Origin of the sequence: Rhizobium sp. Leaf384, assembly GCF_001424065.1 — a bacterium.
GTDB lineage: Bacteria > Pseudomonadota > Alphaproteobacteria > Rhizobiales > Rhizobiaceae > Ferranicluibacter.
This window is the reverse complement of the sequence record NZ_LMQE01000009.1, coordinates 141805-162637: the sequence shown is the minus strand read 5'-3', so window position 1 is coordinate 162637 and position 20833 is coordinate 141805. Positions and strand designations below refer to the sequence as shown.

Annotated in this window: 22 protein-coding genes; 9 read left to right on the top strand and 13 right to left on the bottom strand. The window is 63.3% G+C overall.

The window, feature by feature from the left end; translation table 11 throughout:
- Nucleotides 1-8: 8 nt before the first annotated feature.
- Nucleotides 9-1055 carry a LacI family DNA-binding transcriptional regulator gene (locus tag ASG25_RS20120; RefSeq protein ID WP_062478509.1) on the bottom strand — a complete coding sequence of 349 codons (1047 nt, stop codon included), beginning with the start codon at nucleotides 1053-1055 and terminating at the stop codon, nucleotides 9-11.
- A 204-nt stretch (nucleotides 1056-1259) separates the two neighbouring features.
- On the opposite strand from ASG25_RS20120, the gene ASG25_RS20115 reads away from it, so the two are divergent.
- Nucleotides 1260-2345: a DHH family phosphoesterase gene (locus tag ASG25_RS20115; RefSeq protein ID WP_062478506.1), complete on the top strand. Its 1086-nt coding sequence runs from the start codon at nucleotides 1260-1262 to the stop codon at nucleotides 2343-2345.
- Nucleotides 2342-3391, top strand: coding sequence for a UV DNA damage repair endonuclease UvsE (uvsE, locus tag ASG25_RS20110; RefSeq protein WP_062478503.1), 1050 nt, complete (start codon nucleotides 2342-2344; stop codon nucleotides 3389-3391). Before ASG25_RS20115 ends, uvsE begins: the two co-directional genes overlap by 4 nt.
- Nucleotides 3392-3413: 22 nt before the next feature.
- Here uvsE and ASG25_RS20105 read toward each other — a convergent pair whose 3' ends face one another.
- From ASG25_RS20105 to ASG25_RS20080, 6 genes are all read right to left on the bottom strand, one after another.
- A complete protein-coding gene (locus tag ASG25_RS20105; RefSeq protein ID WP_062478891.1) occupies nucleotides 3414-4988 on the bottom strand; it encodes a response regulator in 1575 nt (524 codons plus the stop codon).
- Nucleotides 4985-5560, bottom strand: coding sequence for a chemotaxis protein CheB (locus ASG25_RS20100; protein ID WP_062478500.1), 576 nt, complete (start codon nucleotides 5558-5560; stop codon nucleotides 4985-4987). The genes ASG25_RS20105 and ASG25_RS20100 overlap by 4 nt, the downstream gene beginning before the upstream one ends.
- On the bottom strand, nucleotides 5557-6396 hold the full coding sequence (locus tag ASG25_RS20095) for a protein-glutamate O-methyltransferase CheR (protein WP_244479456.1): 840 nt from the start codon (nucleotides 6394-6396) through the stop codon (nucleotides 5557-5559). Before ASG25_RS20095 ends, ASG25_RS20100 begins: the two co-directional genes overlap by 4 nt.
- Entirely contained in the window at nucleotides 6393-9866 is a 3474-nt protein-coding gene (locus ASG25_RS20090) for a response regulator (protein WP_062478497.1), read from the bottom strand. Before ASG25_RS20090 ends, ASG25_RS20095 begins: the two co-directional genes overlap by 4 nt.
- Before the next feature lie 166 nt (nucleotides 9867-10032).
- Nucleotides 10033-10953, bottom strand: coding sequence for a hypothetical protein (locus ASG25_RS20085; protein WP_062478886.1), 921 nt, complete (start codon nucleotides 10951-10953; stop codon nucleotides 10033-10035).
- A gap of 141 nt (nucleotides 10954-11094) precedes the next feature.
- Entirely contained in the window at nucleotides 11095-11451 is a 357-nt protein-coding gene (locus tag ASG25_RS20080) for a hypothetical protein (RefSeq protein WP_062478495.1), read from the bottom strand.
- Nucleotides 11452-11629: 178 nt separating this feature from the next.
- Here ASG25_RS20080 and ASG25_RS20075 point away from each other — a divergent pair, with 178 nt between their 5' ends.
- Entirely contained in the window at nucleotides 11630-11851 is a 222-nt protein-coding gene (locus tag ASG25_RS20075; RefSeq protein WP_062478490.1) for a hypothetical protein, read from the top strand.
- Between the two features lie 205 nt (nucleotides 11852-12056).
- Here ASG25_RS20075 and recX read toward each other — a convergent pair whose 3' ends face one another.
- Nucleotides 12057-12611: a recombination regulator RecX gene (recX, locus tag ASG25_RS20070; RefSeq protein ID WP_062478884.1), complete on the bottom strand. Its 555-nt coding sequence runs from the start codon at nucleotides 12609-12611 to the stop codon at nucleotides 12057-12059.
- A gap of 202 nt (nucleotides 12612-12813) precedes the next feature.
- Nucleotides 12814-12999, bottom strand: coding sequence for a DUF3008 family protein (locus tag ASG25_RS20065; RefSeq protein ID WP_062478487.1), 186 nt, complete (start codon nucleotides 12997-12999; stop codon nucleotides 12814-12816).
- Between the two features lie 266 nt (nucleotides 13000-13265).
- Here ASG25_RS20065 and ASG25_RS20060 point away from each other — a divergent pair, with 266 nt between their 5' ends.
- Complete coding sequence (locus ASG25_RS20060) at nucleotides 13266-13640, top strand: hypothetical protein (protein WP_062478882.1); 375 nt, start codon at nucleotides 13266-13268, stop codon at nucleotides 13638-13640.
- Between the two features lie 65 nt (nucleotides 13641-13705).
- Here ASG25_RS20060 and ASG25_RS20055 read toward each other — a convergent pair whose 3' ends face one another.
- The 4 genes from ASG25_RS20055 to ASG25_RS20040 all read right to left on the bottom strand — a co-directional run bounded on the left by ASG25_RS20055 (nucleotide 13706) and on the right by ASG25_RS20040 (nucleotide 15996).
- Nucleotides 13706-14002 carry a PRC-barrel domain-containing protein gene (locus tag ASG25_RS20055; protein ID WP_062478484.1) on the bottom strand — a complete coding sequence of 99 codons (297 nt, stop codon included), beginning with the start codon at nucleotides 14000-14002 and terminating at the stop codon, nucleotides 13706-13708.
- 81 nt (nucleotides 14003-14083) lie between these two features.
- Nucleotides 14084-14380 carry a hypothetical protein gene (locus ASG25_RS20050; RefSeq protein WP_062478481.1) on the bottom strand — a complete coding sequence of 99 codons (297 nt, stop codon included), beginning with the start codon at nucleotides 14378-14380 and terminating at the stop codon, nucleotides 14084-14086.
- Nucleotides 14377-15270 (bottom strand): hypothetical protein, encoded by an 894-nt coding sequence (locus tag ASG25_RS20045; protein ID WP_062478478.1) that lies wholly within the window; start codon nucleotides 15268-15270, stop codon nucleotides 14377-14379. The genes ASG25_RS20050 and ASG25_RS20045 overlap by 4 nt, the downstream gene beginning before the upstream one ends.
- Nucleotides 15271-15285: 15 nt before the next feature.
- The gene (locus ASG25_RS20040; RefSeq protein WP_062478475.1) at nucleotides 15286-15996 is read right to left on the bottom strand and encodes a dihydrofolate reductase family protein; all 711 of its coding nucleotides are present in this window, start codon (nucleotides 15994-15996) and stop codon (nucleotides 15286-15288) included.
- 213 nt (nucleotides 15997-16209) lie between these two features.
- Between ASG25_RS20040 and ASG25_RS20035 the strand changes: the two genes are divergently transcribed.
- The 5 genes from ASG25_RS20035 to gnd all read left to right on the top strand — a co-directional run bounded on the left by ASG25_RS20035 (nucleotide 16210) and on the right by gnd (nucleotide 20794).
- Nucleotides 16210-16800 carry a 3'-5' exonuclease gene (locus ASG25_RS20035; protein ID WP_062478472.1) on the top strand — a complete coding sequence of 197 codons (591 nt, stop codon included), beginning with the start codon at nucleotides 16210-16212 and terminating at the stop codon, nucleotides 16798-16800.
- Between the two features lie 87 nt (nucleotides 16801-16887).
- Nucleotides 16888-17211 (top strand): hypothetical protein, encoded by a 324-nt coding sequence (locus tag ASG25_RS20030; protein WP_062478469.1) that lies wholly within the window; start codon nucleotides 16888-16890, stop codon nucleotides 17209-17211.
- Between the two features lie 117 nt (nucleotides 17212-17328).
- Complete coding sequence (locus tag ASG25_RS20025) at nucleotides 17329-17688, top strand: hypothetical protein (RefSeq protein ID WP_062478466.1); 360 nt, start codon at nucleotides 17329-17331, stop codon at nucleotides 17686-17688.
- Nucleotides 17689-17830: 142 nt separating this feature from the next.
- Nucleotides 17831-19654, top strand: coding sequence for a glycoside hydrolase family 15 protein (locus ASG25_RS20020; RefSeq protein WP_062478463.1), 1824 nt, complete (start codon nucleotides 17831-17833; stop codon nucleotides 19652-19654).
- Between the two features lie 129 nt (nucleotides 19655-19783).
- Nucleotides 19784-20794, top strand: coding sequence for a phosphogluconate dehydrogenase (NAD(+)-dependent, decarboxylating) (gnd, locus tag ASG25_RS20015; RefSeq protein WP_062478460.1), 1011 nt, complete (start codon nucleotides 19784-19786; stop codon nucleotides 20792-20794).
- Nucleotides 20795-20833: the final 39 nt, after the last annotated feature.

The window sequence follows — 20833 nt, the reverse complement described above, 5'->3', positions numbered from 1 at the left end:
GGCGCTCCTCAGCGCCGTTGTTCGTCGTTTCCGAGGCTCCCCGCCTCGCCGGAGCCACCGGCCCCGCATGATTGCCGAACCACCAGTCGGCACGGCAATGTCCTCACGCCCGGCTCCACCGTCAGGCCTTCCGCCAGAGCGAGAATGGTCAGGCCCGCCTGGCGCCCGAGTTCCTTCAGGTCCATATCCACCGATGTCAGTGGCGGACGCATCTGCGCCGCAACGATCTCCCAATTGTCGAAACCGACGATCGCGACATCCTCGGGCACGCGAATGCCCCGCTCGCGAAGCGCGTCGACGGCGCCGCGGGCAATCTGGTCGTTGCCGCAGAAGAGCGCGTCCGGCTTCTCGCCGGCAGCGGCCCAGATCCGTTCGACAGCATCTCGCCCCCAGGTTTCCGACCACTCGCCGAAGAAAACGGACGCCCCCTCGCCGGCCGTCGCCCGAAACGCGCCGCTGCGTTCGCGCACCGAGAAGAAATCCTCTGGACCGGTCACGTGCACGATCCGCTGCCGGCCGTTTGTCTTCAACCATTCGACGGCGAGCGTTGCGCCGTGCGCATCGTCCGAGCGGAACGAGACACTCTCCGGTCCGCCCTCGGTAAAGGCGTAAACCACGGGAACCGGCACATCCGTCAGATCAATCGGCAGACTGCGGTCCACGCGCTTTCCCGTCGCGATGATGCCGTCCACCTGCTTGTCGAGCATGGCGTCCACATGCACCTGCCCGAGCGCCGGATCGTCCTCGATGGCGCACAGGAAAACGGAAACGCCGCGATCGACCAGAGCTTCCGAGACCCCGGCCATGACCGGCAGGGTGAAGCGACCATACGTGTCGTTCGTCAGCAGACCGATCGTGAAGCTGCGCTTCGACAGCAAACCCTGCGCCAGGGCGTTCGGCCGAAAACCAATCTCACGCGCAACCCGCTTCACACGCTGGCGCGTTTCCTCGCCCATCCGTCCTGTGTCGTTCAGCGCCTTGGAGGCCGTGGAAATGCTTACCCCGGCAATGGCCGCGAGATCGCGGATTGTCTGACGTCCTCCCTTTCCCCGCATCCTGCCGACCTCCCGTTCGTAACGAGAGAAAAGCTTTTCCCAGGCACTGCGTCAAATGAGAAAACGTTTTCTCACAAACTTTTTTTGTAATTGCGTTTCCAGGATACGGGCAAGCGCCGAATGGGGCATGCCGCTACGGATGGATCAAAACGGTGGCAGGCGAGTTGATCGGTCAAGAAAAATGCCCTCATCGAAAGGCCGGGAATGACCCGCATCCAGTCGCCAGACCTCTTCCCGGATGCCCTCGCACGTCTCGGCGACCGCCCGCTCATCGCGTGCCACAACGATGCCGACGGCCTGTCCGCCGGGGTTCTTCTGAAAAAGGCGCTGGAGCGTCACAGTGTCGATTGCAGCGTGCGCCTGGTCGGGAAAGGCGAGAATGCCTACGCACCGGCCTTCGCCGAAGAGATCGACGCCCGCTATGATTCAGGCGCAATCACCGGCATCATCATTGCGGATCTTGGGGTCTCGGACCAGCTGCCGCCGACATGGCCGGCCATCCTCATCGATCATCATGTTCCCACGGGCCTGCCCGCGCATGCGACGATCATCAGCGGTATCGAGGACGACCCCGTCCCGACCTCCAGTCTTCTCGCCTACCGATGCGCCCGATCCATCGGTGATGCCGAGCCGGACCTCTGGCTGGCCGCAATCGGCATCATCGGAGACATGGCAGACGGCAGCGGTTTTCCGGAAATGGAGGAGGCACGCCGTTTCGGCATCACGGCGCTGCGGAAAGCCGTGTCCCTGGTCAATGCCCCACGACGTTCCGCAAGCGGGGACGCGACGCCGGCCTTCGAACTGCTGGCAAAGGCCAGCGGCCCGAAGGACGTGCTGAGCGGTGTCTTTCCAGAAACGGCACGCCTTCAGGCGGCGCAGGCCGAGGTGCGGCGTGAACTCGACGAGGCGCGCAAGGCGGCACCGCGATTTGCCGGGGATGTCGCGATCATCCCCATCTCCTCGCCCTGCCAGGTCCATCCGGTGATCGCGCAGACCTGGAGCGGCCGCTTGAAGGTGCCGGTCGTGATCGCTGCAAACACCGGCTACCGGCCCGGCTGGGTGCACTTTGCCGCCCGGTCGTCCGGCGACACCGATCTGCCCGCGTTTCTGGCGACCGTGCGGCCACCGGGCGCCGACGAGCAGTACGGAAAGGGGCATCGGGCGGCCTCGGGCGGGGCTCTTCGGACCGAGGACTGGAACCTCTTCGTGGAAACGCTCGGCTTCGACGCCGAGATGAAGGTGGCGACGACCGGTCCGGAAAATAAAACAGAGAAGAGAGCCCTTGCATGAGCAGACGAATTTCCAGGCTGGGTTTCCCGGTCAAGGTGATGGCGCGGGACGACCTGAAGAGCAATGATGCGCGCCGCCACGCCAACGCGCCGCATCTGAAGATATCGCTCAGCTATGTCGACGCGATCCTCGATCACCTCGATCGTCATGACATCCGCATGTACCGCATGTCTTCGGATCTTGCGCCTTACGCGACCCATCCTGACCTTCCGGCTTTCCATGGAATGGTGCGGGAGAGTCGAAGCGAGCTTCAGGCCATCGGTGCTAAGGCACGCGAACTCGACATCCGCCTGTCGTTCCATCCGTCGCAATATGTCGTCCTGAACAGTCCGGACCCGGAACTCGTGGCGAAAAGCGTGCTCGACCTCGCGTCGCAGGCCGACATGCTCGATTTGATGGAGCTCGGCCCGGAGGCCGTCATGGTCATCCATGTCGGCGGCACCTATGGGGATGTCGAGACGAGCCGGGCGCGGTGGGTGGAAACGTGGAAGACGCTGCCGGAGCCGGTTCGACGCCGCCTCGTACTGGAGCACGATGACCTGCGTTTCTCGGCCACCGACGTTCTCTGGATCCACGAGCATACCGGGGTCCGGCTGATCTTCGATCACCAGCATTTCTGGTGCCTGAACCCGGAGCGTGCAGACATGCGCGCAACGCTCGAAGCCATTTTGCGGACATGGCCGAAGGGCCAGCAGCCCAAGCTGCATTTTTCGTCACCCCGGACGGAGCTGCGCGAACAGATTGTCGTCGACAAGACGACGCGGAAGAAGACCGTCCGTCACGTTGCACCTGTCTTCACCGGTCACGCGGATTTTTGCAACCCGTTTGAGTTTGCCACGTTCATGCGAATTGCCGAAGGGCTCGACTTCGACGTGATGCTGGAAGCCAAGGCCAAGGATCTGGCACTGCTTCGGCTCCGTCCCGATCTCCTGCGCTATGCGCCGGACGTTGCCGCCCGTTTCGGGCTGACGGCGTCGGATCATCAGGCCTTTGCGGCGGAAGAGAAGGCCGTGCTCGAGGAGGTGGATGCCGGTAGCGGTGCCTGAGCCGCCCGCGACGACGCGCACGTCAGGCGACGACGACGCCGTCCAGCAACTGTTCCAGCTCTTCCATCAGCACCGGCTTGGTCAGATGATGCGAAAAGCCGGCTTCAAGGGCCTTTGCCTTGTCCTTGTCCTGTCCCCAACCGGTCTGCGCGATGATGGTCGTCGTCTTGAACGCATCGTCGCGGCGAAGGGCGCGGCACACCTCGTATCCATCCATGCCCGGCAAACCGATATCGAGGAGAATGGCGTCGGGGCGAAAGCGCCGCGCGGCATCGAGTGCCTCGCGGCCGTCATGGATGGACTCGCACTGATGTCCGATGTCCTCCAGCATCCATCCGAGCGCGTCTGCCACGATGACATTGTCGTCCACGATCAGGACTTTCAGCGAACGACGGTCCCGCTCGTCCTGGGGCTCAGGCCGTGCAGGAACGACCGAGAGGACCGTCTCCGGTTCCGAAACGACAGCGGGGACGGCCGCAAGCGGAATGCGAACGGTGAAGCGGCTCCCTTGCCCCGTCCCTGCACTCGTCACCTCGACGGTGCCGCCATGGAGGACGACGAGCTGGCGCACCAGGGCAAGGCCGATGCCAAGCCCACCCTGGGCATGCTCGAGATGGCCGTCCACCTGGGCAAAGAGCTGGAACACGTCCGATTGCAACGTTTCGGGTATGCCGATTCCATTGTCGGAGACGTCGATGATCACGGTGCCATCGGCAGCCCGCACCGCAATGTCGATCTCGCCGCCCGTCGGTGTGTATTTTGCGGCATTGTTGAGAAGGTTGGCCACCACCTGCGCCATGCGTGTCGGATCGGCTTCCAGCCAGAGCGGCTCATCGGGCGCACGGACCGTCAGCCGGTGTTGCGAAGCGTCGATCAACGGTCGGCTTGCTTCGATGGCGGATTGGATGATCGTGTCGATCGTGATGCGTTCCTTGCGCAGACCGATCTTTCCCTGGCTTACGCGCGAAACATCCAGAAGGTCGTCGATCAGCCGGACCAGATGCACCATCTGCCGGTCCATCATCTCGCGGATGCTTTCCGCCGCCGCACCGGTCGGGTTGCGGCGCAGGACGTCGAGTCCATGGCGCAGGGGCGCCAGCGGATTGCGCAGTTCGTGCGCCAAGGTCGCCAGGAATTCGTCCTTGCGGCGGTCGGCCTCGCGGAGTGCCGTTGCCTGGGCTTCGAGCGCATCTCGCTGCTCGGCGATCTGCTGGCGCTGGCGATAGAGTTCGAAGAAGACCTCGGCCTTGCTGCGCAGAATATCGGTCTCGATCGGCTTCTGGATGAAATCGACGGCGCCGGCTTCGTAACCCCGGAAACGACGCTGGCCGTCCGTGCTGCCGGCTGTCACGAAGATGATCGGAACGCGGCGCGTCCGCTCGTTGCCCCGCATCAGCTCGGCAAGCTCGAACCCATTGAGGCCGGGCATCTGCACGTCGATCAGAGCCAGTGCCACATCGTGCTGCAGCAGCAGTTCCAGCGCCTGATCGCCTGATCGCGCCTTGAGGAGCAGCAGCCCGTCGCGACGCAGCAGCGCTTCCAGCGAGAGAAGGTTCTCCTCGAGGTCGTCCACCAACAGAAACGTAACGGGGCTCATGCGCATACGACCTTCTGAAGATACGCCGCGATGGCGTCAAGCGGCATCACTTGCGCGCCCGGACACCGTGCAATGGCGCCTTCGGGCATCGCCGCCGCAAAGGCCGTTGCAGGATCCTGAACGATGGCTTGCCCCCCTGCGTCCGAGATGGCGCGCAGGCCCCGCGCCCCGTCATGGTTTGCACCGGTCAGCACGATACCGACAAGCGCTGAGCCGAAGGCATCGGCAGCGGTTTCGAACAGGACATCGATGGACGGTCGAGAGAACATGACGGGGTCGTCGCTGGACAGTGAGAGCGTCTTAGGGGTTTCGACGAGGAGATGATAGTTGGGCGGCGCAAAATAGGCTGTTCCGGCAACCAAGGGTTCCTTGTCCTCCACTTCCAGCACGCGGATCTGGCATTTCGCCCGGAAAAGCTCTGCCAGGACGCTGCGCTTGTCGCCTGGAATATGGACGACGAGGATGAGGGGCACCGGGAAGTCGGCCGGCACGGCCGGCAGGATGATCGTCAACGCCTCCAGGGCGCCGGCCGAAGCGCCGATGACGACGGCCTGCGGGCTGACGTCGCTCATTTGCCGACCCTCTGGTAGATCTTTTCCGTCCGCACGAAGTCGCGAAACGAGCCGGCATGATCGGAAAAGCGGATACTTTCCTTGGCGCCGAGGCCGAGAAAGCCGTTCCGCGGCAGGGAGTCCTTGAACAGGCCGAGCGCACGATCCTGAAGGGTACGATCGAAGTAGATCAACACGTTGCGGCAGGAAATCAGGTTCATTTCGCCAAAAACGGCGTCCGTGACGAGGCTGTGATCCGAGAAAACCACGTTACGCCGCAGGGTCCGGTCGAAGGACACGCGCCCATAGGCGGCCTGGTAATAGTCCGACAGGGACGACTTTCCGCCCGATCTGCGATGGTTTTCCGTAAACAGTTGCATGCGGTCGAGCGGGTAGACGCCGGCTTCCGCGATCTCGAGAGCTTCCTGGCTGATATCCGTGGCGTAGAACAGCGTCCGGTCTTCCAGCCCTTCCTCGCGGAACAGGATGACGAGGGAATAGAGCTCCTCGCCATGGCTGCATCCCGCCACCCAGACCTTCAGTGACGGATAGGTCCGGAGATGCGGGATAACCTGTTCGCGGATCGCGCGGAAATAGTCGGGATCGCGGAACATCTCGCTGACCTGAACGGTCAGATAGCCCAGGATTTGGGGCAGCATGTCGCGGTCGTGCAGCAGGCGTTCCTGCAGGCTGGAAATCGTGGGGACGCCGAGCTGCTCCAAGGCCTGGCGCAGCCGCCGCTTGACCGACGCCATGGCATAGCCGCGGAAATCATAGTGATAGCGGGCATAGAGCGCTTCCAAGAGCAAGCGGATCTCGATGTCCTCGACTTTCTCCACCATCGAAGGCTCGCTCATCGCGGCATCCAGACACGAACGAGGGACAGCAGTTTTTCCACGTCCAGCGGCTTTGCCATGTAGTCGTTGGCGCCGGCCTCAATGCAGCGCTGCTGGTCGTCGGGCATGGCCTTGGCCGTCAAGGTGATGATCGGCAGCTTCTTCCACTGGGCGTTCCTGCGGATCTCGCGCGTCGCGGTCAGGCCATCCATGACGGGCATCATCACGTCCATCAGGACGAGATCGATCGCAGCACCCGGCTGGATCGCCGATTTCGCCAGCGCGTCCAACGCTTCCTGCCCGTTTCGCGCAATCTCGATCACCGCGCCGCGCGGTTCGAGAATGTTGGTCAGCGCATAGACGTTGCGGACGTCGTCCTCGACGACGAGAATGCGACGCCCCTCCAGCAATGCGTCGCGGCTCCGGGCCTTGCGGATCATCTTCTGCTGCTCCGCAGGCAGGTCGGAGACAACCTGATGGAGGAAGAGACTGACCTCGTCGAGGAGGCGTTCCGGCGACTTCGCGCCCTTGATAATGATGGACTTGGAATAGCGCCGGAGCTGAAGCTCGTCATCGGCCGAGAGCACGCGACCGGTGTAAACGATGACGGGCGGAAATGCCCTTTCGCTGTCCTGGCTGAGCGTCTCGAGCAGGGAGTAGCCGGATGCATCCGGCAACGACAGGTCGAGCACGACGCAATCGAAGGTCTGAGCCTGCAGGAGCCGCAGGCACTCTGCCGCCGTTCCCGCCGTGACCGTCTCGACATCGTGAGAGGTCAGCAGCCGCGCGACGGCTTCGCGCTGCACGTCGTTGTCCTCGACGATCAGAACGCGGTGCACCCGCTGCGAAAGCCTGGCTTCGAGTTTCTGCAGCACCTCGACCAGCTGTTCCCGCTTGACCGGCTTGATCATGTAGCCGACGGCGCCCAGCGACAGGGCCGTCTCCGCATGGTCGTCGCCGGACACCATGTGAATGGGAATGTGACGCGTCTGGACATCGCGCTTTAGCCGGTCGAGAACCGAAAGCCCGGACTGATCCGGCAAGCCGACGTCGAGCACGATGGCGCTCGGCATGAACTGGCGGGCAAGCTCCAGTGCCTCCTGCGCCGTACCGGCGACAAGGGTGCGGAACCCCATCTCGCGCGACAGGTCCCGCAGGATGGCGGCGAAGGTGACATCGTCCTCGATGATCAGGAGAACGCGCTTGTTGTCCGAGGGCACGGCCCGATCGTCCTCCACGAGACGCGCCCGGGCAACCGTGGGCACGTCGCGGGCTTCGGAAAGAGGAGCGGGAACCGGAAGGGGCACGCTGACCGGAGACGGCGCAGCCGAAACAGCGGCAGGCGGCTGCCGCGTGGCGACGCGCGCGGGATCGTATGTCTCCGGAACGATGATCGTGAAGGTGCTGCCCTTTCCGGGCTGGCTTTCCAGATGGATCGCCCCACCCAGCAGGCGGACCAGCTCGCGTGAGATCGAAAGGCCAAGGCCCGTTCCCCCGTAGCGACGGCTGATCGTGCCATCGGCCTGGTGGAACGCCTCGAAGATATTGCGCTGCTGATCCTCGGCGATGCCGATTCCGCTGTCCGTCACGGACAGCGCGATCTGTCCCTCGCCGCCGCTGCGCTGAGCGCGCCGAATAGCGACCGACACCCTGCCTGCCGAGGTGAACTTGAAGGCGTTGGACAGGAGGTTCTTCACCACCTGCTCCAGTCTCTGGAGATCGGTTTCGATCACTGCCGGGCAATCCGGCGCGATCTCGACGGCAAACTCCAGCTGCTTGTTCCTGGCAACGGGATCGAAGACCTGTCGGAGATTGTTGGCCAGCCGTTCGACCGATACGGCTTCCGGGCGGATATCGATATGCCCCGCCTCGATCTTCGAGAGGTCGAGGATGTCGTTGATCAGGGTCAGGAGATCGTTGCCGGACGATTCGATCGTCTGCGCATACTTCACCTGCTCGCCCGTCAGGTTGTCCTCGGAATTGTCGGCCAGCAGCTTGGCGAGAATCAGCAGCGAATTTAGCGGCGTGCGCAGCTCATGCGACATGTTGGCGAGGAAGTCCGACTTGTAGCGGCTCGCCTGCTCCAGTTCACGCGCCTTCAACTGGACGGCGGCGTTGACACGCTCCAGATCGTCGCGCTGTGTCTCCAGCTGTCTCGTCTGCTCCTCGAGCTGCGAATTCGTCTGCTCCAGTTCCACCTGCTGCTGCTCGAGCCGCGCCTGGGATTCCTTCAGCGCCCGGCCCTGCTCTTCCAGCTCTTCGTTGGAGACCCGCAATTCCTCGCTCTGGACCTGCAGCTCCTCGGATTGACGTTGTGTTTCGCCCAGCAGGTTTTGCAGGTTGGTGCGGTAGTGCGCCGACCGCACCGCGGTAGCAACGGTGGCGGCGGCCTGTTCCAGAAGCGCAAGCACCTTCTCGTCGATCGGGTGCAGGAAGCCGAGCTCGATCACGGCATTGACCTCGCCGTCGATGATGGCGGGCGAGATCACGAGATGCCGCGGCTTCTCGCGTCCCAGCGCGGAGCCGAAGGAGAGATAGCCATCGGGAACATCGGACACCAGCAAGGCCTTTTCTCCGGCCGCCGCCTGACCGAGAAGGCCTTCACGCCGCTTGAACTGCCGCGGAATGTCTGCGCCTTCGGGGACGCCGTAGGTCGATGACCGCTGAAACGTGCCCCTGTCGCCGACAAACATTGCGCCCGCGACCGCGCCGGCATAATCGGCGAGATAGGTCAGGATGCTGTCGCCGAGCTGTTCGGTGCGCTGGTCGCCCATGACGGCCGTGCTCAGCCCGACCTGGCCGGCCTGGAGCCATTCTTCCCGCCGCCGCGCGAGGGTCGCACGGCGAATGAGGGCGCCGATGGCAATCGTCAGCAGGATCCCGAGGATACCGGACAGAACGCTGCTGAGAAGCGCGGTGCCATAGGCGTCGTCCATCTCGCTCAGCCACTGCTGGCGCTGGCGGGTTTCCTCCTGGCCCATTTCGGCGAGCTGCGCACGGATGGCGTCCATGGCCGCCTTGCCGCGATCCGAATTGACAACGGCGAGCGCGGCCGGCAGCCCCTGTGTGCGGCGCAGCTCGATGGTGTCCTTCAGTTCGGAAAACTTGGCCTCGACACTGAGCCGAACCGCTTCGATACGCCGCTCCTGGGCCGGATTGTCCTGCACCAAGCGGGCGATATCGTTCAGATGGCGCGGAACCGCGAGAACCGCGACGTTGTAGGGGTCGAGATAGCGGGCGTTGTCCGTCAGAAGGAAGCCACGCTGCCCCGTTTCCGCATCCTGCGTGCTGGACAGAAGCTTGCCCAGAGCCACGATCACCTCGTGGGTGTGGACGATCCTGTTGTTGTTGACGCGCAGCGTATGCAGGTTGAGATAGGCGATGGCACCGCTGATCATGAAGAAGACCAATGCGCCCGCCAGGCTGAACGCGACGACAGGATCAAGACCGAGCTTGACGCTCGATGTTCTGGGCTGCTGGGTATCGGTCATCGGGTTCTCGGCATGAGGTGGGAGCGGCGGCGGCAGGCGACGGGTTGTGACGAGGTCTTCGCGCAACGCGCTGTACCATTCCAGACCATGGCAGCACAACGCGCCGCGTCATCAACTCTGCGCCCGTTTCACAGGTGTTTTCGGAAGACAGGCCGTGTTCGCAGCATCAGTCCGCAAGCTTGCCCGTCATCAGAAGATGGCGCACGTCTTCTCGCGTCTGATTGACCGCGCCCAGACGCTCGATCAGCTGTGCCGGCCGGCTGCCGCGCAGCCCCGCAAGCGTCAACTCGTCATCGCGGACATAGGTGTAGACTCCGCTGACGGCAAACGGGCTTGCATGGGCAACGTCATCGCCGAGGCTTTCGCAAGCCGCCCGGAAAGCGTCGGAATGATAGACCGCGCGGCGCGCGAGCGGTGAGGCAAACGCAAGTTCGAGCATGGCCATCAGACGCCGCTCGGGCGGCACCGTATGGCCGACATTGGGTGCAGGCGGCGCCGGCTTCTGGTTGTCGTACGTATCGGGCTGATGCAGGCGCACCTTGAGAATCGGCCCGCACGCGGCAAGGGCCTCGGCAAAGGCCGTCATGCGATCCGAAAAGCGTGCGGCGTCCGCGTGGCGGGCTCCGAAATGGACATGGATTCGATCGGCATCGTCCTCCGCATTCGGCGACGCCTCGGGCAGGCGATCGACCAGCGTGCGCGACCCGTTCGGCAATGCATACGCGACCGTCGCCGCGAACATGTTCTGTTCGTCCGCAAACAGGATCGGGCAGGCCTCGTTGAAGCGCGTCTGGGCTGCGGCATTGCGGAAGCCGATCTCGACGCCTCCATCCAGGTCGTAGTCCGGAAACCGTGCAATGTCCTTCATCGCCGGCCAGAGATGCGCGTCCTGGGTGCGGCTGAAATGCTGCTGGACATAGAACCCGAGCCCGGGGATACGTGCACACAGCGGCCCATGCACATCGCGCCAATAGGTGGCGAACAGGTCGTGCGGCACCTGCGGATGACGCAGAACGGTCGTATAGCTGTTGATCGCTATGCTTCTGTCGCGTGCCGAATAATCCATAAGATCTGAGGCGTTCGGCATCACGGTCTCCATCGAAAGGGAAAGGCGGCAGAGAAGCCCCATCGCAACGCATTGCGCCGGCATTCGTCGCTCTGTGCCCTGACGATCCGAACATAGGCCGGGAACGCCGAGAAAGAAGAGGCCATCGTTTGCGTCTGAGCGTCAGGACGCGGCGGAAAGATGCGCGATCCGGGGGCCGAGCGTGAACGACAAGCCGCGATCCGGAGCGAAAACCGGATCGTTGATTGCGTAAAGGCCGAGCACGCTCTTTCGGGCGAGCTTGCAGAGCACGCCGTCGTCGTCGCGATGCGCCTCGTCGTCGGTCAAGACCACTTGCCGCTTCTGCAGAAGGACGACCAGAAATTCCCGGTCCTTCGGGTTGGCCACGTCATGCCACGGCGGCATGAACGGATCGGCGTAGATGCTGCCGCGAAGCCAGACCGTCGAGACCATCGGGATCAATGTGCCATCGACCCGGGCATAGCGACCGTCCACCTCGCCGCTGATGCGCATCACCATACCGATGTCCTTCCGATGTATTCCATTCGCCCCATATGTCCTGACCGGAACGAATCGACAGGCCGCCGGTTATTGCATTAGCCACCCGGTCCGGGCGTTCGGCGCACGATCTCATGGATCGTTGGCCAGGCGGACGCAAACCGGAACGACAGGCATTGCATGTTGAAAGGATCGCATCATGGACGACGAGACCACAACACCTTCCAAGAAGATTGCCGACGAATATCTCGCTCTGGGAGGACGCCGCAAGGCAAAGGTCGATGATAACATCGTCAGCACCCGGGCCTGGGAAGACGATGCCCCGGAGGCGGCGGCGTTCTGGAAGGAAAAGGTCGAGCCCATGAACGACGACGAGCGCCGCGAGGTTGAACTCCACCTGCCTTCCATGTCGGATACCTGAAGGGCGGTCGCTGGGGCATGTCGTCCAGAGCGAATCTTCCCGATCGACATGGGAACAGAGCACGCCCCAACGCATTAAGCTGACAGACCATAGACGTGGCGCTGACATGGACTTCCCCGGCAGATGACCGGATAGCGATTGGTCAGCGCCACGCTTGGTTTGCTCCCCCCGGTGATCTCCGACCGTTTCCGCTTCGCCGATCCGGTTAGAACGAAGCTTCGCCAAAGAGAATGGCCTCGGCCTCGTCTCGGTCCATGTGATAGACCCTTCGGCCAAGGTCGAGACTGAACCCGCCACGGGCAAAAGCGGACAGCTCCTTCATCTTGCGTCGTTCGTCCGGAGGTTCTTTCCGGAACGGGCCGAAAGCGCGCTTTCGCGCCAGAACGATCGCAGCCTTGAGGTCGTCCACCTCCGCAACGGCGGAGGTCGCCGTCTCGCGGTCGATGCCCTTGAGAACGAGTTTTTGTGAAATGGCTCGCCTTGAGCGACCGCTCTGCTGGCCGGATCGGGTGGCGACCTCGGCATAGGCGACGTCATCGAGAGCCTTGTTGTCGTAGCCGAAAGCCACGGCGAACGCCGACAGGGCCGCGACCTGCTCGTCGCTGATCCCTTCGAACTTCTCTCGCGCTTTTCGAGCGATGGCCTGAGACAACTGCTTTTCCGTGTGCATGCGCTTTCCCAGCCGATAGGCTGCGGAGTTGCGCGCCCAGGACAGCATGCGCGGGGTCGGAACGGGAGAAGACGGAGGATCTTCATCCATGTCGTCGCGTTCGTCTTCGCCTTTGCGCACGTGATCGTCTCTCCTTGCCAACGGACATCCTGCCGAACGTCTCCACTGCGCAACCCTTGTCGAGTGCGCCGCTCAGACATCCAGCAGCGTTGCACGTCCATAAACCGGAAAGCCGTCCTTCTTGTCAAAGGACACAGAGGTCTCGCCAACGGGCTTCGCCTCTATTTACGTTTCAGGAGGACGCGTGGCTCGGTTTTCCCTTGCGCTTGGTCGACGCCATCTCCTCGAGTTCCTTTTCGCTCATGGACGACTCCATGCTCTTCGAAGCGCCTTTGAGGTCGCTCTTCTTCGTCTCGCCGCGCTTGGCGGAAAGTGCCGCGCCGGCGGCCTTCTGCTGGGATTGAGATTTGGCAGGCATTGCGTGCTCCCTGGGCTAAAAAACCCGAAACGCGAGCGCCAATGGCTTGTTCCCGGCATGTCGCAACGCAAATGGGAACGCGTCTTTCAAGCGCTGCACCGGCAGCCGCCGAATGGTCGAGCGTGCGAGGAACGGATTTTCCCGCAGTCCTCGCTGTGTTATGGAGCGGCGAATGTCAGCGATCCCAAGCCATGCGCTCCCCGGTGATCGTGACGTGCAAGCGAATGAAAACGGAAAGGGCCGGCTTCGCGCTGGACAAAAGACGAATGGCAAAGATACCGGAAATGACGAAGCATCGCGGCTTTCCGGCGGGGCTGTCGGGCACGCAATGGCAATTCACGTTGCGCCGGGCGAATTCGAAGGTAACCGTTCTCGGGCAATGGCGGCGGCACCCTACCCTCGACAAGAGTGTCGGGCTTGCCGATACCGCCTTCGTGCACTCGCTCTGGCACTATTTCGGTACGGAGCCGTTCGAGCGTGGAAACCTGGATGGCGAGCGGTTGTCCCGCCTCTTCGGGCGCGAGATCCTGCCGGCCGAACGGGACTTCAACCCGGCGTCCTACCAGGCGCTTCTTAAGCTCAACGAGCCGCTGGCCCGCAAGAATTTTCCCGAGGCTTTCGTCGACGTTCTCGACGTCTAACGGAATCTCAGACGCAGAAAAGCCTGGCGCGATGGCCAGGCTTTTGCCGTTCTAGAGACGACGGATCAATCGCGGTGCTCGGGCATGTCCTTGAGCTGATCCTTCGTCCAGGTGGTGACCGCATGGACGTCGCCATCTTCATCGCGCATGAACTCCAAATCGCTCAACGGAACGGCGACCGGCTTTGCCCCGATCCCGAGAAAGCCACCGACGTCGATGATGGCCTTGCCGGTCATTCCGCTGCCGTGCATATGGTCGAGCTTGCCGACCTTATGATCGTCGGCGCCATAGATGGTCGCGCCTTCGAGAATGGCCGGGGTCAGTTCCGTCGGGGAGAGGCGAACGTGATTGGTATGGTCCATGGGGCAGTCCTCCTGTGTTTCTGTTAAAGCGTTTGTTGTGAAAGCATAACCCTTTGCTAACAATCTTGTTCCGTTAGACAATCAGCATTTTACCGACGGCTTGAAACCGATCACGAACGCGACCACCTTGGCCGATGACATTTCGCAGGGCTTGAGGAGCGTGCCGCCACGGCGCGTGCGATAGAGGTTGAAGCTGACGATATCCGTCTGTTTCAGCGCCCTTGCGAACAGCCACACACGCCGACCATCGGCCGATCGGCGAAGGGTTGCGTTCCAAGGCTCTCCGTCATAGCAGCCATCGAGATAGCCGCTCGGCAAGCGTGCCAGAGCCTCTTCGAACCCGGCTGCAAGATCCCAAGCGGTATCGTCCTCTTTCATCGCTTGCGCACCGTATCGGTGCTCTCGCGAGCGCGTGCGGCGCGGCGTGCCGGCCGCAGTTCCTCGATTGTCGGCAGCCACCAACAGCGCCGGGTCTCCGGAGCGGCCTTCGCCGGCCACGTCGAGAGGAGCTCATCGAGCATCGGCGCGCGCCAGAGACCCCAAACATCGTCCTGGGACGCGCCGGGATAGAAATCCGTCACGAGATCCGGATCGACGACTTCGCCAGTGATATCCGTGAAAACGACGATCCCGTAGGAAATTGCCACCGGCATGCCGAGCGGTGGCAGGTCGTCGGCCGGCAGGGGGTATCGGCGCTTGCGACGCTCGGCCGAGCGCATTTTCGACTTCAGCTCGTCCTCCGTGCCCTTGCGTTCCTCGGCCCGCCGAGCGCGCTCCGCCGGCTCACTCCGGCGCGCGGCCGCCTCGATGGCCGGCCAGTGGCTGCGAAGCTCCTCAAACGAGCGAAACGGGACATGCCAAAGACGCAGATCACCGTCCCATCTGGAAAAGCGGATGTCGCGCAGCTCCTCGACCACGGTCCTCGAGTAAGGCGTGCGGATCTGGAAGCCGGCGCGTCCGATGTCGAGATAGGGGCTGACAATCGGGTCGAAGTCGAACGCATCGCGCCCGCGCGCGTCGGCATGCGCATCCGCTTCCGCCTCCAGTTCCGCCAGCCATCGGCCTATCCGACGGGACGCCGTCTTCCCCGGGACCCACCACGCCTTAATATCATAGCGCCAGCGGGCTCGTGGAAAGCGATGTCGGAACTGGTCCACCGTCATGCGGTCATAGGGAAAGGAAACCACGCCGCCGGGCAAGTCGTCATCGACAGGTGCCGGTGATGTTTCGCTCTCTTCTGGCGCGGTTTGCTGCGGCTCGTCGATCATCGGGGATTACTCGTCCTATCCTTCCGCGCGCGGCGCCTTCACGGCATAGCGGACATGAAGAGCGCCATGATCGAGGACGTCGCAGGACATCAGGGACAGCTCGACCTTGCCGGCAAGTCCGTCCTTGCCGAACACGATGACCCTGTCGCTGTCGACGCGAGCTTCGAGCGCCGGCGCAATGACGAGGCTGAGCTCGTCCACCAGACCCGCTGCCAGCATCGAACCGTTCACGCTTGCCCCGCCTTCCAGCAGGATCCGGGTGATGCCGAGTTCCCGTTCCAGCAGTGCAAGCATCGCACCGAGGTCCATCTCCCGCGTCTCCGAGACGACGTAGGAGACACCGTCGGCCGCGAGCTCGGCAAGATGCGACTCCGGAACGTCAGGACCAAGAAGCACCACGACATGATCGCCAAAAAGTTCGTCACCGGCAAAATGCAGCTTGCCACCCGGATCGAGCGCAATGGCAAAGGAGGAGGCGCCGGGTCGGGCGAAATGGTGCGGACGTTTTGCAGCGATAGCGCCGGTCGGCGGATGCGCCTGCGCCTTCGACATCTCCGCCATGGTTACCCGTCCCACCATCCATGCCGTTGCGGCATGCTGGGCGTGGATCTTGTCGTAAAGCGCCGACCAGTCGGACCGCTCTCCGTCCGGGCTTTTCGTCCACCGGCTGGGGTGGAGGCTGCCATCCGGTGAGGTGATCATCAGGCAAATGACATAGGGCTTCATGGCGCTCCGGTTCCTTTCGGTGGATTTGAAGCGGATAGATAGGGCTTGATCGAGCGCGCGGAAGAGCGGCCCGTCGCCTGCTGGCCCGGTCGGCTCGCTGCGACATGTGATGAGAGCTCGGAGCACGTCGAAGGCGCTCGCCCTACCCCTCCCCCTTTGCAAATCGCGCACCAACCCCTATGCGTGGCGCGAAACGGCAGACGGGTACCGGACGTGAAGACGATCGCCATCGATTTCGAAACCGCCAACGAGCAGCGCGGCAGCGCCTGCTCGGTCGGACTTGCCTGGATCGAGGATGGTCGGGTCGTTCGGGTCGAGGAACGACTGATCCGCCCGCTGGATATGCGCTTTTCCGCCTTCAACGTGGCCATCCACGGCATCCGGCCGGAGCATGTGGAGGACGCCGGCGCATTTCCCGAGGTGATGGACGAGTTTGCCGACGATATCCGGGGCGCGACGATGATCGCGCACAATGCCGCCTTCGACTTCAGCGTCTGGCGCGCTTGTCTGGATCTCTATCGGACGAGCTATCCCGACCTCTCCTATCTCTGCTCGGTCAAGATGGCGCAGAAGGTCTGGCCGCATCTCGGCTCCCACCGCCTGAACATCCTGGCAAGCCATCTGGGCCTGGCCTTCCGGCATCACAACGCCGCCGAGGACGCGGCGATCTGCGCGGAAGCATCGATCGCCATGGCCAACGCGCTTGAGGTTGCCCATATCCGGGACGTGCCGCTGCGGATCGGCATGCAGGCCGGACGGCTTTTCGCCGGAGGTTATGACGCCTGTCGTTGCCGCAAGAACTGAGCGACATCGCCCATTAGGTTCGGCAACGTCGTCCGGAAAGGTCAATCGCAACGCGGGAAGCGGGTTCAGGGACCGGAAAGGATCAGGATGGAGAGCGTAAATGCATTGATCGTGGCGCTGGTGACGGCGTCGAACGATGCAGAAAGTCTGGAGCCTCAGGAGGCGCGTCGATTGATCGACACGGCTGTCCGGCACATCAAGGATCTCCAGCTGCAGCAAGGTATCAGCGACAACGACGCAGCCATGGCGTTGGAGCGCACCGCCGTCGACGCAGAGCGTCTGGCCCCGGACCAATTGCAGCGCGAGCTTCGCCATGCGGCCGACATGCTGCGGCATCTTCAGCCGACGGTCGAGCCCGAACCGGTCCTTCCGGCCCACCAGCCGGATGGTGGCGACGGTGGCAACTACTGACACCTCACCGCAGGTGCGCTAGGTGCGAGCCGAGAAGCCCGCCCGGGGCTCGTGTGCCCCGGGCCTCATATTCCCTGGAGTTATTGTCCTGCAACATTCGAGGCGTAAGGGAAGATCATGACCGCGCAGCCTGTCTACGTCTCGATCACCGGCCTCCAGCTGAAAGGTTGGCGGCATCAGCCGCGGTTCTGGTGGCATGCCATCCGGTCGATGATGCAGGCGCGCAAAGCGCCCGGCAATCTTGCGGCGGACGCCCGCATCATCAAGGGCGTCCATCACACGCGAACGGTCTGGACCGACGAAGCTGCGATGCGCCGCTATCTGGTAGCCGGGGCGCATCTTCAGGCCATGAAGGCATTCGATTCGATTGCGACCGGCAAGACCCTCGGCTTCACGTCGGAGACGCTGCCTGATTGGAATGCGGTGCACCGGCTGTGGCAGACGGAGGGGCGACCGGTCGGGAGGCCTGAGGCGTAAGCCCCCGGACGCGGTTCGGGCACGCCGAACCGAAAGCCACAGAGCCTGCACTCGACCATTCCGCGCCAATGGTTTAGCGCTGACACGGCCCGGCCGGCCGAAAGCTTGGCCGGACGCGCGTGGAATGGCCAAGGACACCCGAATGTCGACACGGATCGAGGACTACGCCCTTATCGGCGATTGCGAGACCGCCGCGCTCGTGGGGCGAGACGGCTCGATCGACTGGCTTTGCCTTCCCCGGTTCGATTCGCAGGCCTGCCTGGCAGCTCTTCTCGGAGACGAGACAAATGGCCGATGGAAGATTGCGCCTAGCGGTGCGGTCATCGGTTCGCAGCGCGCCTACCGCGACGATACGCTGATTCTCGAAACGACCTTTAGAGCGGCATCCGGCGTCGCCGTCCTTCGCGATTTCATGCCGCTTCGCGATGGCGCGAGCAATATCATCCGTATCGTCGAAGGGCTCGAGGGCACGCTCGCCTTCGATTTCGAGTTCATGGCCCGCTTCGATTATGGGCAGACCGTGCCGTGGATGACGTTCGAAGAGGACGGTGTGGTCACGGCGATCGCCGGCCCGGACATGCTGATCCTTCATTCGGACGTTCCACTGACAGGCGATGACCGTCGTGTGACCTCCAGCTTCACTGTCCGGAAGAGGGAGCGGCTGACCTTTGTGCTGACGTCCTGCGCGTCCTACCTGCCACGTCCGAAACGGGTCGATCCGGAAACCGCTCTTCAGGAAACGGAGCGCTTCTGGCGCGAATTCACGGAACGGTGCCCCGATGTCGATGGCTGGACGGGACCTGTCAAGCGATCGCTGATCACGCTCAAAGCCCTCACCTACATGCCGACCGGCGGAATCGTTGCCGCCGTCACCACGTCGCTGCCGGAAAAACTGGGCGGAACGCGCAATTGGGACTACCGGTATTGCTGGCTGCGGGACGCCACGCTGACGCTCCTCGCACTGATGAAGCTCGGTTACTACGAGGAAGCCAGCGCCTGGCGCAGTTGGCTCCTTCGGGCCGTCGCCGGCGCGCCCGAGCAGATGCAGATCATGTACGGCGTCGCAGGAGAGCGCAATCTGCGGGAATGGGACGCCGACTGGCTTCCCGGATATGAGGGATCCAAGCCGGTGCGGATCGGCAATGCTGCCTCAGAGCAGTTCCAACTGGATGTCTACGGGGAGGTTGCGGATGCGCTGATGCAGGCTGCGAAGGGCGGCCTTCCGCCGCACCCGCGTGGCCAGGAGATCGGCCGTGTCCTCATGCCCTTTCTCGAGCGCGTCTGGCGAGATCCGGACGAGGGCATCTGGGAAGTGCGCGGCGCTCGGCAACATTTCACCTATTCGAAGGTCATGGCCTGGGTCGCCTTCATTCGCGTGGCGCTGATGGCCGACGAGATGGGCGATCAGGAAACCGCCCGCAGATGGCGGAAGGTGGCGGACGAGATCCATGCCGAGGTCTGCGCGAAAGCCTTCGACCCCACTCTCAACAGCTTCGTGCAGGCCTACGGATCGACGGCACTCGATGCGAGCGTCCTGCAGATCGGCATGGTCGGTTTCCTGCCTCCCGACGATCCGCGCTATGTCGGGACCGTTGAGGCCATCGAGCGGCACCTTACCCACGAGGGTTTCGTCCTTCGATACCGCACAGGCGACACCGACGACGGACTGCCGTCCGACGAAGGCGTCTTTCTCGCCTGCTCGTTCTGGCTTGCCGATGCGCTCAACCTCATCGGCCGGCGGGACGATGCGCGCACCTTGTTCGAGCGTCTGCTGGCGCTCTCCAACGATGTCGGCCTTCTCTCCGAGGAATACGACCCGGTGGAGAAGCGGATGCTCGGCAACTTTCCGCAGGCTTTCAGCCATATCGGCATCATCAACACCGCCCTCAACCTCACGCGACACAAGGGACCGGCCGACGAGCGGTCCGACGCGTCCCCGGCTGCCACGCGCGACCGGGGTGCCTGACAGCATGGAGTATCCCTGGCCGGACGCGAGAGCGGGCCGGACCGGGAGGGGTGTTCACTTGCGCGGGAAACGGCCTACATAGGGCTTGCCGCCAGCAACCGGCGACAGAAGCAAGAAGGTTTCAAACCAATGCAGATCGGAATGATGGGACTGGGCAGGATGGGCGCCAACATGGTGCGCCGCCTGCTGCGCGGGGGCCATGAATGCGTCGTCTATGACATCAACCCGGCAAGCGTCGCAGCGCTCGTTGCCGAAGGCGCCGTCGGGGCCGCCTCGGTCGAAGAGCTGGTGTCGAAGCTCGCCAAGCCGGCCGCGGTGTGGCTGATGCTGCCGGCGGCGATCACGGACGAGAACCTCGAGCGCGTCGCCACCCATATGGTGCCCGGCGATATCATCATCGACGGCGGCAACTCGTTCTACCATGACGACGTCGATCGCGCGGAGCGCCTGTCTGCCCGTTCGCTCAACTATGTCGATGTCGGGACGAGCGGGGGCGTCTGGGGTCTCGATCGCGGCTACTGCCTGATGATCGGAGGACCGGACGACGCCGTCCGGCATCTCGATCCGATCTTTTCGACACTCTCGCCCGGCGGCGATGTCGATGCGAGCGAGGTCAGCGAAAACATGAAGACCGCGGATCGCGGCTACCTTCATTGCGGCCCGAGCGGTTCCGGCCATTTCGTCAAGATGGTCCATAACGGCATCGAGTACGGCATGATGGCAGCCTATGCGGAAGGGATGAACCTTCTGAAATCCGCCAATGCCGGCAAAGCCGACCGCGCGGCAGACGCGGAAACAAGCCCGTTGCAGCAGCCGAAGTATTATCAGTTCGACCTCGACCTCGCGGCCATCGCCGAAGTCTGGCGTCACGGAAGCGTCGTCAGCTCCTGGCTGCTCGACCTGACGGCCGGCGCGTTGAAGGCGGATCCCGATCTCGCCGGCTTCAGCGGCCGGGTGTCGGATTCCGGCGAGGGGCGCTGGACGGTCAAGGCGGCGATCGACACGGGTGTTCCGGTGCCGGTGCTCTCGTCTGCGCTCTACCAACGGTTCACCTCGCAGGGCGAAGCCGAATTCGGCGACAAGCTGCTCTCCGCCATGCGCTTTGCCTTCGGCGGCCACCACGAGAAGCCGAAAAGCTGATTGTTACGGCACCATGACGGGGCGGGCAGATTATGAACG